The following is a 14,502-nucleotide window of genomic DNA, read 5'->3' as shown; positions in this document are numbered from 1 at the left end:
TCGTCTGTAAAATAGGGGTAAGCTATTTTACAGACATTAGAGAAATGGGAAACAATATGTCAGTAATCCCTGCCTATATTTCTGGCTGTCATATAGGCAGTGGATGTAGCTGCCGTGATATTCTGCGGGGTCACACAGTCCCCCAGCATGTAAAATTCAGGTGCGCAGCAAGCAAGAGCTGTGGTCTCTTCCCTCAGCGGCTTCTGGCCGGCTGCATAGACTACCTGGTCTGCCTCATAAAATCTGTCACCCCCCGGTGTTCGGCAGGAAACCCCTTTGTCTGTGATCTGAACAGCCTGGGTATTAAACATGATTTTAAGACCGCGTTTTTTGATCTCCGCATGAAGACCGAGCATGTGGAGGAAATTACCTCCGTCGCTCATATGGTCTGTCATCTCCAGGATGGTAACCTGTTTTCCATAGCGTATGAGATGCAGTCCGAGTTCAATTCCTACCAGGCCGGCTCCCAGAATGATAACTCCGGGACCCAGCTTTTCTGCCAAGGGATAAGCCTCCTGAGCAGACAAAACATGATTGTTGTCTATACCTGGTACCTGCGGCCGGGCTGCTTTTGCACCCAGGGCTGCGATGATGACGTCTACGTTTAAGTCCTCCGCATATTCTGGCGTCACTTTCGTCTGCAGGCGAATTTCTATATTTTTATCTTCCTCAACACATTTCGCCTGCTGGTTTAAATAGTAATCCAGGTTTTTCTTAAAGGCGACGTCCTCTTCACAGCGAAGTACACCGCCCAGCCGCTCATTTTTTTCACAGAGAATTACGCTATGTCCCATTTGGGAACAGGTAAGAGCCGCCTGCATACCGCCTACGCCTCCGCCGACTACCAGAACTTTTTTCTTTACCTGCGCACAGGTGGGAGCATACCTAAGCTCCAGTTCACGGCCGGTTTCCGGGTTGATGGCACAGTAAGGTTCCCCGTTTGTCAGCTCACTGGAAAAACAGGAGAGGCAGCGCATACATTTTCTCGCTTTGTCCTCGTGTCCTGTACGGATCTTGTTTGGAAAATCAGGATCTGCCAGTAATTCTCTGCCCAGTTCCACAACATCAGCTTTTCCCGAAGCCAGGATTTCTTCCATAAGCCCGGGGTCTGAGAGCGCGCCGATAGTGGCAACCGGAGTGTTTACGTGTTTCTTGATCTCTGCTGCCAGATGCACATTGCATCCGTCATCCAGAAACATACTTGGATGGGTGACGGCAAATACTTCCTCCACCTCATGATTACCTGCGGAGACATGGATCAGATCCGCGTGTCCGTCAAGCTGTTTGGCAATGGCAATACCATTTTCTATGTCATAGCCTCCGTCGTAGCATTCGGAGCCGCTGATGCGGACTTCCACGGGGAAACCTGCCCCGCAGGCTTTGTGAATGCCGTCAACGATGGAGAGCAGAAGTCTGCTTCTGTTTTCAATGTCCGGTCCGCCCCATTTGTCATTTCTGGTATTGGTGATGGGGGACAGGAACTGGTGCAGCATCCATCCGTGTCCGGCATGTACCAGGACCATGCCGAAGCCGCATTTCTTCGCAAGAAGGGCAGCATCTATGTATTTTTGGATGGTACGTTCAATGATCTCTTCTGTCATAGGGCGGATCCTTCTGCCCGCGCATTGGCATTCCACCGGACCATAGGCGATGCCTTTGGCCTCCGCGCCAAAAAAGGAAAGGTCACGGTTGGCGAACATACCGGTGTGCTGCAGCTCTAAAGTGGCTACGGCTCCGTATTGGCTGATGCCGTAGGCGATCCTTGATATGCCCCGGTCTATATTGGGAGTGTCGAGTGCAATATGTGTTGCCCCGCCTCTTCCCAGCTCCCCGTCTACAATTCCCTCGAAGGTGGCAACGCTGGCAGCGCCTCCCATGGCTTTTCTGCCATAGTAGGCCGCAGCGCCGTCGTTTAGGTAGCCGTCGCCATTCAGATTCTGGTAACCGGTCGGGGAGGCGAAGATTCGGTTACGGAAAAGTACATTGCCTAGCTGAATGGGGGCAAACAGATGAGGGTATTTAAAATCTGATATTTTTATAAAGGACTGACTCCTTTCACATGGCTCCCGCCAGCACGAAGCCTGGGAGGCTGGCGGGAGAGAGTTAGGATGCTCTGTCTTTATAGTATCCCGGATCCTGCAAAGTGTAAATCCATGAATCTGATTGCTTTTTTTGCTGTATGGTGTACAATGTGTATGATGGGTTGAAAAAAGGAGAAGTATATATGAGACTGAACAGTATTATGATATATTACCAGTTGTCCAAACGATTTAAAATAAATCATGCACAATATTCACAACGATATCCGGTGGGGCGCCCTGTATTTTATGAGCCATCTGTCTATACAGAGGGGAGAGCCGTCATTGTGGACGCAAAGGATGCTCTACACTGTGTCAATAGACTTACAGGCTGCGTTCTCCTGATCATCGGTTCTGCGGGGGCGGCCTGTGACCGGGGAAATAACGACATAGTCTTTCTGGAAGAAGGGATATCAGAGAAGACACTGTTTAATGTGCTGACAGAGATTTTCGATATTTTTGACAGTTGGGATGAGGAACTTAACAGGATAGTCAACGGCAATGTGGGATATCAGGAAATTCTGGACAGCTGCCGGATGATGCTCCCGGAACCGGCAGCACTTATGGACGGAGATTTTAAATATATTGCATATTCAAATGATGAGAGGATGTACCGGAATTTTGTGGATGATATGAACCAGCTTCCGCTGGAGGATGTAAATGATCTGACCAGCATGCCCGGATTTAAGGAACTGGAACAGCGAAGAGAGGCTTTTGTGTATACAGCAGGTGAAGTGGTGATCTATAAAAACATATACCATGAGAATGGTTATGTGGGACGTCTGTCTCTCTTGATCGAGGAGGGTCAGGAGGAGTCAAAGACGGAATATGAGAAATCCGTTTTTGATCATCTTGCAGGATATGTGGAGCGGCTTTATGACCAGTGCGGAGGGTTTGAACTGGGGCCTCCGCGGCTGGCAGATCTGCATCACATGCTGAAAAAATGTCTGGAGACAGACGGGGCGGACGAGGGAGAGCTTCTGCGGCTTTTGTGGTCAAATAAAAATCTGCCCGGGGATGTTTACTATATGCTGACCATCCGTGAGAATATTCTCCAGAGAGGAAAGGCATATAATATGAGGTATCTCTGTTCACAGATGGAGCGGATGTGGCCGGGAACATATTGTGTGACACATAACGGTGACATTGCCATGCTGTTTAACCAGAAGATGTTTTCCAAATCTACAAATCTGGAATTCCACAAGGAAATGGTATATTTTCTGCGGGAGAGTGTGCTGGCAGCCGGGTGCAGCCGGGAATTTACGGATATCTCCTGTATACGCAGCGCTTACCGGCAGGCGGAGTTTGCCATGGAGATGGGGCTGAGAAAAAATTTTACATATTGTTATCATAAATTTGATGATTATGGGCTGGATTTCCTGGTAAAATACGGTGTGGGAAATTTTCTGCCGGAACAGGTCTGCAGCAGAGAACTGCTTGCCCTGTACCGATATGACAGAGAAAATGAGACTTCCTATTATAAAACACTTTTAACTTATGCGCGCCTGCAGTATAATGCAGTGGCGTCCGCCAAGGCGCTGTACATACACCGCAGCTCTTTTATCAACAGAATGGAGCGGATCCGGGAACTGATCCACCTGGATTTGGAGGACCCGGAGGAGAGGCTGTATCTGCTTCTCTCATTTCGGATCATGGAGGAATACAGTTCCAAGAGCGGGGAAAAATGAAATTAATGAAAAGATATGGAGTGCATTTATGGAGAGCCGAGATAAACAGATATTGGATTTGGCCATGGAGGCGGGAAAAACTCTGCTGGATGCAGGGGCGGAAATCTTCCGCGCGGAGGAGACCATACAGAGGATCGTCAAAGCCTATGGAATAGAAAAAAGTAATGCGTTTGTGATGAGTACCGGGATTTTCCTGACTGCGGAGAATAAAGGGCAGGAGATTTACGCTCAGGTCAGACATATTCCCATCAATTCGGCCAGACTTAATACAGTGGCAGCCGTCAACCAGCTTTCCAGAGAAATCGTGGAGGGAAGGTACACGGTGGAGGAGGCATGGGAGAGGCTGGAGGCCATTAAAAATATGCCCGGAAAAAAGGATTTTACCAGAATCCTGGCATCCGGTGTAGGCTCCGCCAGCTTCTGTTACGTATTGGGGGGCGGTATCCGGGACGCGGCGGCAGCTTTTTTAGCGGGATTTCTATTGTATGTCCTGCTGGTAGTGCTGGAGAAAAGGGAAAAAAAGACATCAAAGATCGTGTTGAACTTACTTGGGGGATTCTGGGCATCGTTTCTGGCTGTGGTATTCTACCGGATGGGGGTGGGAGATAATTATGGAAGTATTCTTGTTGGCTCCATCATGCCCCTGGTGCCCGGTGTTTCGTTTGTGAATTCTATACGGGATTTTGCAGACGGAGACTACATTGGAGGCGGCGTCAGAATGCTGGATACGCTGCTTGTGGCTCTGGGTATTGCCCTTGGTGTGGGACTTATGTACATGCTTTATTATAAAGTGACAGGAGGTTTTCTCTTATGATGGTGATACAGGGAGCGGCGCAGTTTGCTGCTGCGTTTTTGGGGACGGTGGCTTTTTCCGTGTTGTTTTCTGTGCCCAGGGAACACTATCCCCTTTGCGGAACTATAGGGGGGATCGGATGGCTGATCTGCTGGATCTGTACGAATCCTTTCCATATGAGCGCGGTTACAGGGAGCTTTATCGCCACAGTATTTATCGTGACAGCCTCCCGTATTGGAAGTACAGTGAGAAAGTGTCCGGTCACATTGTTTCTGATCGCCGGTATTTTCCCTCTTGTGCCCGGAATCGGTATCTACAGGACGATTTACTATACCCTGATGAAGGAGAGCGCACAGAGTCTGTACTACGGAAGGCAGACCGTCGGTATTGCCCTGGCTATGGTGCTGGGGATCGTATCCGTATTTGAGATACCGCAGAAGACGATCAACCGGATTTTCAGAAAGAAAAAACAGGAAAAAAACTGATTATTTCTGTTTTCATTTAAAATTTCTTTAGAGTTTTTCGTTTTATTTTAGAAAATCGTCATAGTTTCATCACATTTTCTCCCTATAATAGGACTTGGATAGTTGATAAACCACTCACTATCTCCCCCCTCAAGTTGAAAAGGCCCGGTACGCGAGTATCGGGTTTTTTCTTTTCTACAGTTGCTTTTTTCCACCGCCCTGTTATAATATAATAATCGTAACTGTTCAGTATCCTCACAGTTACAAGCAAAAGTCCATGCAGAACCGCCTTTGGCCATGGGATTTTGCCTGACTGCTGAACGTTTTCGTACGGTCAGCGCAGCAAAAGCGCAGACCTGCTGAATAGCTGCTGATCATTATACAGTTTGAAAAGGGGTACTTTATATGACAAAAAAGAGAGTAGTAGTGGCATTGGGACACAGAGCATTGGGTACCACATTGCCTGAACAGAAAAATGCAACAAAAAGGACAGCAAAAATAATCGCCGATCTGGTGGAAGCAGGGGCAGAGGTTATTATCACTCACAGCAATGCTCCCCAGGTGGGAATGATCCATACAGCAATGAACGAATTTGGAAAGGTACATCCTGACTATACGGCAGTGCCCATGTCCGTATGTGCGGCAATGAGCCAGGGCTACATCGGTTATGATGTGCAGAATGCCATCCGTGCAGAGCTTTTAAGACGCGGCATCTACAAACCGGTGAGTACAGTCCTCACCCAGGTTACAGTAGATCCATATGATGATGCGTTCCATGAGCCGGTCAAGGTGATCGGAAGGACCCTCACAGAAGAAGAAGCAGAAGCTGAGGAGAAAAAGGGAAACTACGTGACCAAGACCAGCAGCGGCTACCGCAGGATCGTAGCGGCACCAAAACCACAGGACATTGTGGAGATTGATGCTATCCGTGTCCTGGCAGACGCGGGCCAGATCGTCATTGCCTGCGGCGGCGGCGGAATTCCCGTCCTGGAGCAGGGAGAAGAGCTTCACGGAGCCAGCGCGGTGATTGAAAAAGACCTGATAAGCGGAAAACTGGCAGAGATGCTGGACGCAGATGAGCTTCTCATCCTCACAAGTGTAGAAAAAGTGTCCATAAACTACAAATCAGACACAGAGCAGTACCTGGACCACATCACCACAGCCCAGGCCAGACAATACATGTCAGAGGACCAGTTCGAGCCATCCACCATGCTCCCTAAAATAGAGGCATCCGTAAACTTTGTGGAAAAGAAAAAAGGCCGCCGTGCAGTCATCACCTCCATAGACAAAGCCAAATCCGCTTATCTTGGAAAAACAGGCACCATCATAGAATAAACCAGTAAAGATCCAGCACTCCAAGCCATGACCGATTCACCATCAAACGCATACAATAATACAAAAGAACTAAAGCCCAATCCCTGAACCGCCGCCTTCCCATTTTGGGTTGCAGTTCAGAACTTCCGGCTTTAGTTCTTTCTTTTTCCACCGCTGTGAAGAAATGCGTGTTTGTTCCGCCCGAGAAAATCAGGGATGAGGAGAGGGATGGGCGTGTAGGTCTGTGGCAGCGAGGTTAAGTGGAAGGTTCTGTGAGATCCACCGTCTACGGAGACTTAGGCGAGAGCCCATTGGCGAGCGTCTTAGTCGCAGTTGGCGGTTAGCTCACAGGTTCTGGAACGTCGAGCGGCCACAGACCTACACGCCCATCCCTCCCCTCATCCCGTCCCACCAGCCACACCCCATTCCTTCCATCCATTCCTTCCATCCATTTTCCCACAAAACCCTTGCCTCCACAACAAACCCTATGTTATTCTATACTTCAAAGGGCACTCCCGGCATTCCGGGACCGCCCGACCAGTCCCGGCAGCAGATACCTGCTTCCGGATTCCATGAAAGGGGACAGATTGAGAATGAGACTGACTGAACTTTTAAAAAACCTTGAATATATATGCGTACAGGGCAGCCTGGACAGAGAAGTGAGGAGTGTAGTCTTTGATTCCCGAAAAGCGGATGAGGACTCTCTTTTTATTTGTATCAAAGGCGCTGTATCGGACGGCCACAGATACGCCGGGGACGTTGCGGTAAAAGGAGCTTCTGTTCTGATCGTGCAGGATGATGTGACGGTTCCGGAACAGGTGACGGTGATCAAAGTGCCGGACAGCCGGTATGCTATGGCCTGTATCTCCGCTGCGTGGTTCGGCCATCCTGCCAGGAAACTGAAGGTAATCGGGATCACAGGAACAAAAGGCAAGACTACCACCACTTACCTTGTAAAATCCATTCTGGAAAACGCAGGGCATAAAGTAGGCCTGATCGGAACCATAGAGGCTATTATCGGCGATAAAGTTATACCTGCTGCCAATACTACTCCGGAGTCCTATGTGGTACAACAGTATTTTGCAGAGATGGCAGAGGCAGGTTGCGACAGTGTGGTCATGGAGGTCTCATCACAGGGGCTGATGCTCCACCGGACAGCGGGTTTTATTTTTGATCTGGGCATTTTTACCAATATTGAACCGGATCATATCGGTCCTAATGAACACAAAGATTTTGAGGACTATATCCGCTGCAAGGGTATGCTGTTCAAACAGTGCAGAGTGGGGATCGTGAATGCTGACGATGAACATCTGGAAAAAGTGCTGGAGGGCCATACCTGCAGGCTGGAAACCTTCGGTTTCAGTGAGAAGGCTGATCTTCGTGCAAGAGATCTGCATCTCGTCACAGGAAAAGGCACGCTGGGAATTGCCTATCAGGCGGAAGGACTTATGAATTTTCCGGTGGAGATCGATCTTCCCGGCAAATTCAGTGTCTACAATTCTCTGACTGCCATTGCCATCTGCCGTCATTTCGGAGTCAGTGTGGAAAATATCCAGAAGGCTCTCAAAGCTGCAAAAGTAAAGGGAAGGATCGAGATGGTAAAAGTCTCTGATTCGTTCACGCTTATGATAGATTATGCCCACAATGCCATGAGTTTAGAGAGCCTGCTGACCACTCTGCGGGAGTATGAACCCACGCGTCTTGTGTGTCTGTTTGGATGCGGCGGAAACCGCTCGAAGCTCCGCCGTTATGAAATGGGGGAGGTGTCGGGGCGTCTTGCGGATCTGACTATTATAACCTCAGATAATCCCAGAGATGAAGAGCCGCAGGCCATTATTGATGACATTAAGATTGGAATCAGCAAAACCTCCGGCAAATATGTGGAGATTCCGGACAGAAAAGAGGCGATTGCCTACGCTATCCACCATGGCAGGCCCGGGGACATTGTAGTTCTTGCCGGCAAAGGGCATGAGGATTACCAGGAGATCAAAGGAAAGAAGTATCCCATGGATGAGAGAGATTTGATCCGGGATATTTTGGCTGAGCGGATGTAAGAGGGCCGGCCGGAATACGGAGTGGATATATGAACAGACTATATGCAGATATAATAGTGGATATCTCCCAGGAGAAGCTGGACCGGACCTTTCAGTATGAGATTCCAGAGCATCTGCAGGAATACATTCAGATAGGAACAAAAGTAAGAGTTCCCTTTGGAAACGGCGGCAGGGAGATCACAGGCTATGTCATAGATATTACCGGACAGCCAAAGGTAGAGGCATCCAGAATGAAACAGATCTTGGGTCCTGAGAGTCAGGGGATCCCCATTGAATCCCGGTTGATCTCCCTGGCTGCATGGATCGCCAAGAACTATGGTTCCACCATGAACCAGGCCCTGAAAACAGTTCTGCCGGTAAAAGAAAAGAAGAAAAAACAGGAGAGAAAATTCCTAGTTTTAAAGGCTTCCAGGGAGGAGGCGCAGCAGTTCCTGGAAGAGTGTGAGAAAAAGCATTTTAAAGCAAAAGCGCGTCTCATGGCAGGCCTTCTTGCACAGTCGCCTATGCCTTATGAGCAGGCTGCAGGAGTATGGAAGGCAGCTCCTGCGGTGATCCGCGGACTGGAAGAAAAAGGAATGCTCCTGGTGGAGAGTGAGCGGGTGTGGAGAAGTCCTGTGCACACGGGACAGCAGGAGATCATTAAAAAAGAGCTGAATGCCTGCCAGAGAGAGGCTGTGGGGAGGATACTGGAGGAATGGCAGCAGGAGACACCCCGTCCCACACTTATCTACGGTGTCACAGGCAGCGGTAAGACAGAGGTGTACATGGAGCTGATCGAGGCAGTTCTTTCAAAAGGACAGCAGGTCATTGTCCTCATTCCGGAGATTGCCCTTACCTATCAGACCGTGGAGCGTTTTAGCCGGAGGTTCGGTTCGGGTGTCTCTTTTATGCATTCCCGGCTTTCAGCAGGAGAGCGTTTTGACCAGTTTGAGCTGGCCCGAAAGGGAGACATCTCTATTGTCGTAGGCCCCCGTTCCGCTCTGTTTACCCCCTTTCCAAACCTGGGGCTTATCGTCATTGATGAGGAGCATGAGGCCTCATATAAAAGTGAGAAGACTCCCTGTTATCATGCCAGGGAGGTGGCAGTCAGAAGAGGACAAGTGGAAAACGCAAGGATCGTCATGGGTTCAGCTACCCCTTCCCTGGAGAGCTATGAAAAAGGAGTGAGCGGTTCCTATCAGCTTCTGGCCCTGGACCGCAGATATGAGAACAGGGCACTTCCAAAAGTCTATACTGTGGATCTGAAGGAGGAGCTGAAAGCGGGCAACCGTTCCATTTTCAGCGGGCTTCTCCAGGAAAAGATCAAAGACAGGCTGGAGAAAAAAGAACAGATCATTCTGTTTCTGAACCGCAGGGGATATACGGGTTTTGTGAGCTGCCGTTCCTGTGGGCATGTGATGAAATGTCCTCACTGCGATGTCTCACTGACCTCCCATAGAAACGGAAAATTGATCTGCCATTACTGCGGATATACTATCCCTGATGTGCAGAAGTGTCCTTCCTGCGGTTCTCCGTTCATCGGAGGATTCAAAGCGGGGACACAGCAGATCGAGGAGATGGTGCATCGCCTGTTTCCGCAGGCAAAGGTCCTCAGGATGGATGCGGATACCACGCGAAAGAAGGATGACCATGAGAAGATCCTGGCCTCTTTTGCGAGAAATGAGGCAGATGTACTGGTGGGTACGCAGATGATCATAAAAGGCCACGATTTTCCCAATGTAACGCTGGTGGGGGTTCTTGCTGCTGATCTTTCCTTAAACGGGGAGGATTTCCGTGCAGGAGAGAGAACCTTTCAGATCCTGACCCAGGCTGTAGGCCGTGCGGGAAGGGGAGAAAAACCGGGGGAGGCGGTCATTCAGACGTATCAGCCGGAGCACTACAGCATTCAGGCGTCTGCCGGGCAGGATTACCCTGGGTTTTATAAGGAGGAGATTGCCTACCGGATGCTCATGGGCTATCCTCCGGCCAGGGCAATGGCCGCTGTACGGGGAGCCTGTGCAGATGAAAATCTTCTGTATCAGGGGCTTTCTTATTGTAAAAAATATATAGAAAAGATATATCCCGGAGAGGATCTGATCCTCATAGGACCGGCGCCTGAGAGTGTGTCAAAAGTCCAGGATATGTATAAAATGGTGATCTATATGAGACACCGGGACCGCAGGATACTGGTTCAGATCAAGGATTGTCTGGATCGGTACATTGCGGTAAACAAAGGATTTGATAAAATGTTTATCCAGTTTGATTTTAATATATGATCAGTAAAAATGAAAAGGAGAAAAAAGAGATATGGCATTGAGAAACATCAGAACACAGGGAGACAGTATACTGACAAAGAAATGCAGAAAAGTGGAGGCTGTGACGCCGAAGCTGAAGGAACTGATAGAGGATATGTTTGACACTATGTATGATGCCTATGGAGTGGGACTGGCAGCGCCTCAGGTCGGCGTGCTGAAGCAGATCGTGGTGATCGATACCACAGGGGAGGACCCTCACGTGCTGATCAACCCTGAGATTGTTGAGACCTCCGGCTCCCAGACAGGAGACGAGGGCTGTCTGAGCATTCCGGGGATGTCAGGAACTGTGACGCGCCCTAATTATGTGAAGGTAAGAGCCTTTAATGAAAATATGGAAGAATACGAACTGGAGGGGACCGAACTGCTGGCAAGAGCTATCTGTCATGAGACAGACCACCTTCAGGGCAAAATGTATACGGAACTGGTGGAAGGCGAGCTTCGCAGGAACAGCTATGAGGAGGACGAAGAATGAGAGTAGTCTTTATGGGAACCCCGGATTTTGCCGTGGGTACGCTGGAGGCCCTGCTGGAAGCCGGTCATGAGGTGGTAGCTGTGGTGACCCAGCCTGATAAGCCAAAGGGCAGAGGAAAGACTCTGATGCCCACTCCGGTAAAGGAGGCAGCCCTTGCCCGCATGATCCCGGTGCTGCAGCCGAAAAAAGTGCGGGAGCCGGAATTTGTGGAGACACTGCGGAAGATAGGACCTGATGTGATCGTGGTGGCTGCTTTTGGCCAGATCATCTCAAAGGAAATTCTGGAAATGCCCAGATATGGATGCATCAATGTGCACGCATCTCTTCTTCCGGCTTACCGGGGAGCGGCGCCGATCCAGTGGGCTGTCATCAACGGGGATAAAGAGTCAGGTGTCACTATCATGCGTATGAATGAGGGGCTGGACACCGGTGATATGATCGATAAAGTGGTGGTTCCCCTGGATGAAAATGAGACGGGAGGCAGCCTGTTTGACAAGCTGAGCGCAGCAGGGGCAAAGCTCTGCGCAGAGGTACTGGAAAAACTGGAAAACGGCACTGCTGTGTTTGAAAAGCAGCCGGAACTGAGCACTACGGATTATGCAGCCATGATCGATAAGAAGATGGGGAAGATCAACTGGGAGCGCCCGGCAAAAGAGATTGAACAGCTCATCCGCGGCTTGAACCCATGGCCCAGCGCGTACACTTTCATGAAGGGCAAAAGCCTGAAGCTGTGGACAGCTTCTGTGGTTTATGAAGAGAGAGAGGCGGTTCCGGGAGAAATTGTGGAAATCAGAAAAGAAGGGATCCTGGTTAAGACAGGTGAAGGCCTTCTGCTGATCCGGGAGCTGCAGCTAGAAGGAAAGAAAAGAATGGACACCGCGGCTTTTCTGCGGGGATATACAGTAGATAAAGGATGGATACTCGGGGAGTAAAGAGGAAAACAAATGACAGGCAGAGTGAATATAAGGGAGTTAATATTAGGAATACTATTGGAGATAAATAAAGAGGGGCAGTACAGTCACATTGCCATCCGCAGTACATTGGAAAAATATCAGTATCTGGAGAAAACAGAGCGGGCATTTATCACAAGAGTGTGTGAAGGAACTCAGGAGAACCAGATACGAATCGATTATATCATCAATTACTTCTCTAAGGTGAAGGTGGAGAAGATGAAGCCCCTGATCCGGGAGCTTTTAAGAAGCAGTGTCTACCAGTTGCTCTATATGGACAACGTTCCTGACAGTGCGGTCTGCAACGAGGCAGTCAAACTGGCCAGAAAAAAAGGATTTTACAATCTGACAGGTTTTGTAAACGGTGTTCTGAGGGGAATCGCAAGAGATTATAAAAAAATACCTTTCCCCGCCAAAGAGCATAAAGTGGAGTACCTCTCCGTCACATACTCCATGCCTGTGTGGCTGGTGGTACAGTTTATAGACCAGTTTGGGTTTGAAAATACAGAGAAAATGCTGCAGGCTTCCATGGAACAGCGGCCTGTGACGGTTCGTATAAAAGAATATCTCACGGACAGGGAGCAGGTGATACAGAGCCTGAAAATGGAGGGCGTAAAAGTGGAGAAAGCCCCCTATGTGGAAAATGCCTATTATCTGAGCGGTTATGATTATCTCCCCGCACTCACAGCATTTCGCATGGGAAATATACAGGTGCAGGATGTGAGTTCCATGCTTGCAGGGGAGGCAGCCAGTCCTCAAAAGGGCAGCTATGTCATTGATCTGTGCGCGGCCCCGGGAGGAAAAACCATCTGTGTGGCGGACAAAATGCAGGGAACAGGACTGGTGGATTCCAGAGATGTAAGCGAGAAGAAAGCGGATCTCATCCGTGAAAATGTGGAACGTATGGGTATGGCAAACATCAGTGTATCGGTTCATGACGCCACAGTATTTGACCATGAGTCTGTGGAAAAAGCAGACCTTGTCTTGGCGGATGTGCCCTGTTCCGGACTTGGCGCCATGGGGAAAAAGACGGATATCAAGTATAAGATCACACCGGGAAAACAGGAGGAACTGGTGGAGCTTCAGCGAAAGATCCTGGAGCAGGCAGCCTGCTATGTGAAACCCGGCGGTGTACTTCTGTACAGCACATGCACGGTGTGCAGAGAGGAGAACCTGGAAAATGTACTCTGGTTTACCAGGGAATATCCATATAAGCTGGAGAGCATAGATGATTTTCTCTGTGAAGAGCTGAGAAGTGAAACTACAAAACAAGGATATTTACAGCTTCTGCCCGGGGTCCATAAGTGCGATGGATTCTTTCTGGCAAGGCTTAGAAGGATAGAGTAAAATGGAACCAACAGATATAAAATCCCAGTCTCTGGAAGAGCTGAAGGAGACAGTGGAAGCCCTGGGAGAAAAGCCCTTTCGGGCGAAGCAGCTCTATGAGTGGATGCATGTGAAGCTGGCGGAAAGTTATGATGATATGACAAACCTTTCCAGGACCTTCCGTGAGAAATTAAAGGAGTCCTGCGTCCTCACCACGCTCACGGCCCTGGATGTACAGACTTCCCGGATCGACGGCACACAGAAATACCTATTTGCCCTCCACGACGGGAATGTGGTGGAGAGTGTGCTCATGCGGTATAAGCACGGAAACAGTGTCTGTATTTCCTCCCAAGTAGGGTGTAAAATGGGGTGCAGATTCTGTGCCTCCACCATAGGCGGATGGACCAGAAACCTGACTCCGGCAGAGATGCTGGAACAGATATACAGGATCCAGAAAAACAGCGGTGAAAGGGTGTCTAATGTGGTCGTCATGGGAACCGGTGAACCCCTGGACAATTATGATACTCTGCTTCGCTTCATACATATGATAAGCGATGATAACGGGCTTCATATCAGCCAGAGAAATATTACGGTTTCCACCTGTGGGATCGTTCCAAAGATGGAGGCCTTGGCTGAGGAAAAGCTGCAGATCACACTGGCTTTATCCCTCCATGCATCCAGTCAGGAGAAGCGGGAAGCGCTTATGCCCATCGCTAAAAAATATACCATTTCCCAGGTTCTGGAGGCCTGCAGAAATTACTATGAAAAGACGGGCAGACGCATTACATTTGAGTATGCTCTGGTAGGGGGAGAGAACGATTCCCAGGAGGATGCAAAGCGTCTGGCTGAGCTTATAAAGGGCCTGAACTGTCATGTGAATCTCATACCTGTAAACCCCATAAAAGAGCGCAGTTACGTGCGTTCTGATAAAAAAGTTATCGGGAATTTTCAAAATAAACTTGAAAAATACCAAATTAATGTTACTATTAGAAGAGAAATGGGCCGGGATATCGATGGGGCCTGTGGGCAATTAAGAAAAAGTTATATCGATAAGAAAGAGGATTCGTAG

At 49.1% G+C, this 14,502-nt stretch carries 11 protein-coding genes; 10 read left to right on the top strand and 1 reads right to left on the bottom strand.

Annotated features, from left to right (window positions below; genetic code table 11):
- Window positions 1-59 precede the first annotated feature (59 nt).
- Window positions 60-1,997 carry an oxidoreductase gene (locus BLCOC_RS20165; protein WP_242999097.1) on the bottom strand — a complete coding sequence of 646 codons (1,938 nt, stop codon included), beginning with the start codon at window positions 1,995-1,997 and terminating at the stop codon, window positions 60-62.
- Window positions 1,998-2,224: 227 nt separating this feature from the next.
- Here BLCOC_RS20165 and BLCOC_RS20160 point away from each other — a divergent pair, with 227 nt between their 5' ends.
- The 10 genes from BLCOC_RS20160 (at window position 2,225) to rlmN (ending at window position 14,502) form a co-directional block, all read left to right on the top strand.
- A complete protein-coding gene (locus BLCOC_RS20160) occupies window positions 2,225-3,766 on the top strand; it encodes a helix-turn-helix domain-containing protein (protein ID WP_165907174.1) in 1,542 nt (513 codons plus the stop codon).
- Between the two features lie 28 nt (window positions 3,767-3,794).
- Window positions 3,795-4,580 (top strand): threonine/serine exporter family protein, encoded by a 786-nt coding sequence (locus tag BLCOC_RS20155; protein ID WP_018598432.1) that lies wholly within the window; start codon window positions 3,795-3,797, stop codon window positions 4,578-4,580.
- A complete protein-coding gene (locus BLCOC_RS20150; protein WP_115623168.1) occupies window positions 4,577-5,044 on the top strand; it encodes a threonine/serine exporter family protein in 468 nt (155 codons plus the stop codon). Before BLCOC_RS20155 ends, BLCOC_RS20150 begins: the two co-directional genes overlap by 4 nt.
- A 384-nt stretch (window positions 5,045-5,428) precedes the next feature.
- The gene (arcC, locus tag BLCOC_RS20145) at window positions 5,429-6,358 is read left to right on the top strand and encodes a carbamate kinase (protein WP_115623167.1); all 930 of its coding nucleotides are present in this window, start codon (window positions 5,429-5,431) and stop codon (window positions 6,356-6,358) included.
- Between the two features lie 572 nt (window positions 6,359-6,930).
- Window positions 6,931-8,391, top strand: coding sequence for a UDP-N-acetylmuramoyl-L-alanyl-D-glutamate--2,6-diaminopimelate ligase (locus BLCOC_RS20140; RefSeq protein WP_115623166.1), 1,461 nt, complete (start codon window positions 6,931-6,933; stop codon window positions 8,389-8,391).
- A gap of 29 nt (window positions 8,392-8,420) precedes the next feature.
- Entirely contained in the window at window positions 8,421-10,646 is a 2,226-nt protein-coding gene (gene priA, locus BLCOC_RS20135; protein ID WP_115623165.1) for a replication restart helicase PriA, read from the top strand.
- A 31-nt stretch (window positions 10,647-10,677) separates the two neighbouring features.
- A complete protein-coding gene (gene def, locus BLCOC_RS20130; protein ID WP_018598427.1) occupies window positions 10,678-11,157 on the top strand; it encodes a peptide deformylase in 480 nt (159 codons plus the stop codon).
- Window positions 11,154-12,089 (top strand): methionyl-tRNA formyltransferase, encoded by a 936-nt coding sequence (gene fmt, locus BLCOC_RS20125; protein ID WP_115623164.1) that lies wholly within the window; start codon window positions 11,154-11,156, stop codon window positions 12,087-12,089. Before def ends, fmt begins: the two co-directional genes overlap by 4 nt.
- A gap of 12 nt (window positions 12,090-12,101) precedes the next feature.
- The gene (gene rsmB, locus BLCOC_RS20120) at window positions 12,102-13,454 is read left to right on the top strand and encodes a 16S rRNA (cytosine(967)-C(5))-methyltransferase RsmB (RefSeq protein WP_115623163.1); all 1,353 of its coding nucleotides are present in this window, start codon (window positions 12,102-12,104) and stop codon (window positions 13,452-13,454) included.
- Between the two features lies 1 nt (window position 13,455).
- Window positions 13,456-14,502 (top strand): dual-specificity RNA methyltransferase RlmN, encoded by a 1,047-nt coding sequence (rlmN, locus tag BLCOC_RS20115; RefSeq protein WP_115623162.1) that lies wholly within the window; start codon window positions 13,456-13,458, stop codon window positions 14,500-14,502.

The sequence above is a fragment of the Blautia coccoides genome, assembly GCF_034355335.1.
Classification (GTDB): Bacteria; Bacillota; Clostridia; order Lachnospirales; family Lachnospiraceae; genus Blautia; species Blautia producta.
Note: the sequence above shows the minus strand (reverse complement) of the source record. Positions and strands in the feature narration are given on the sequence as shown.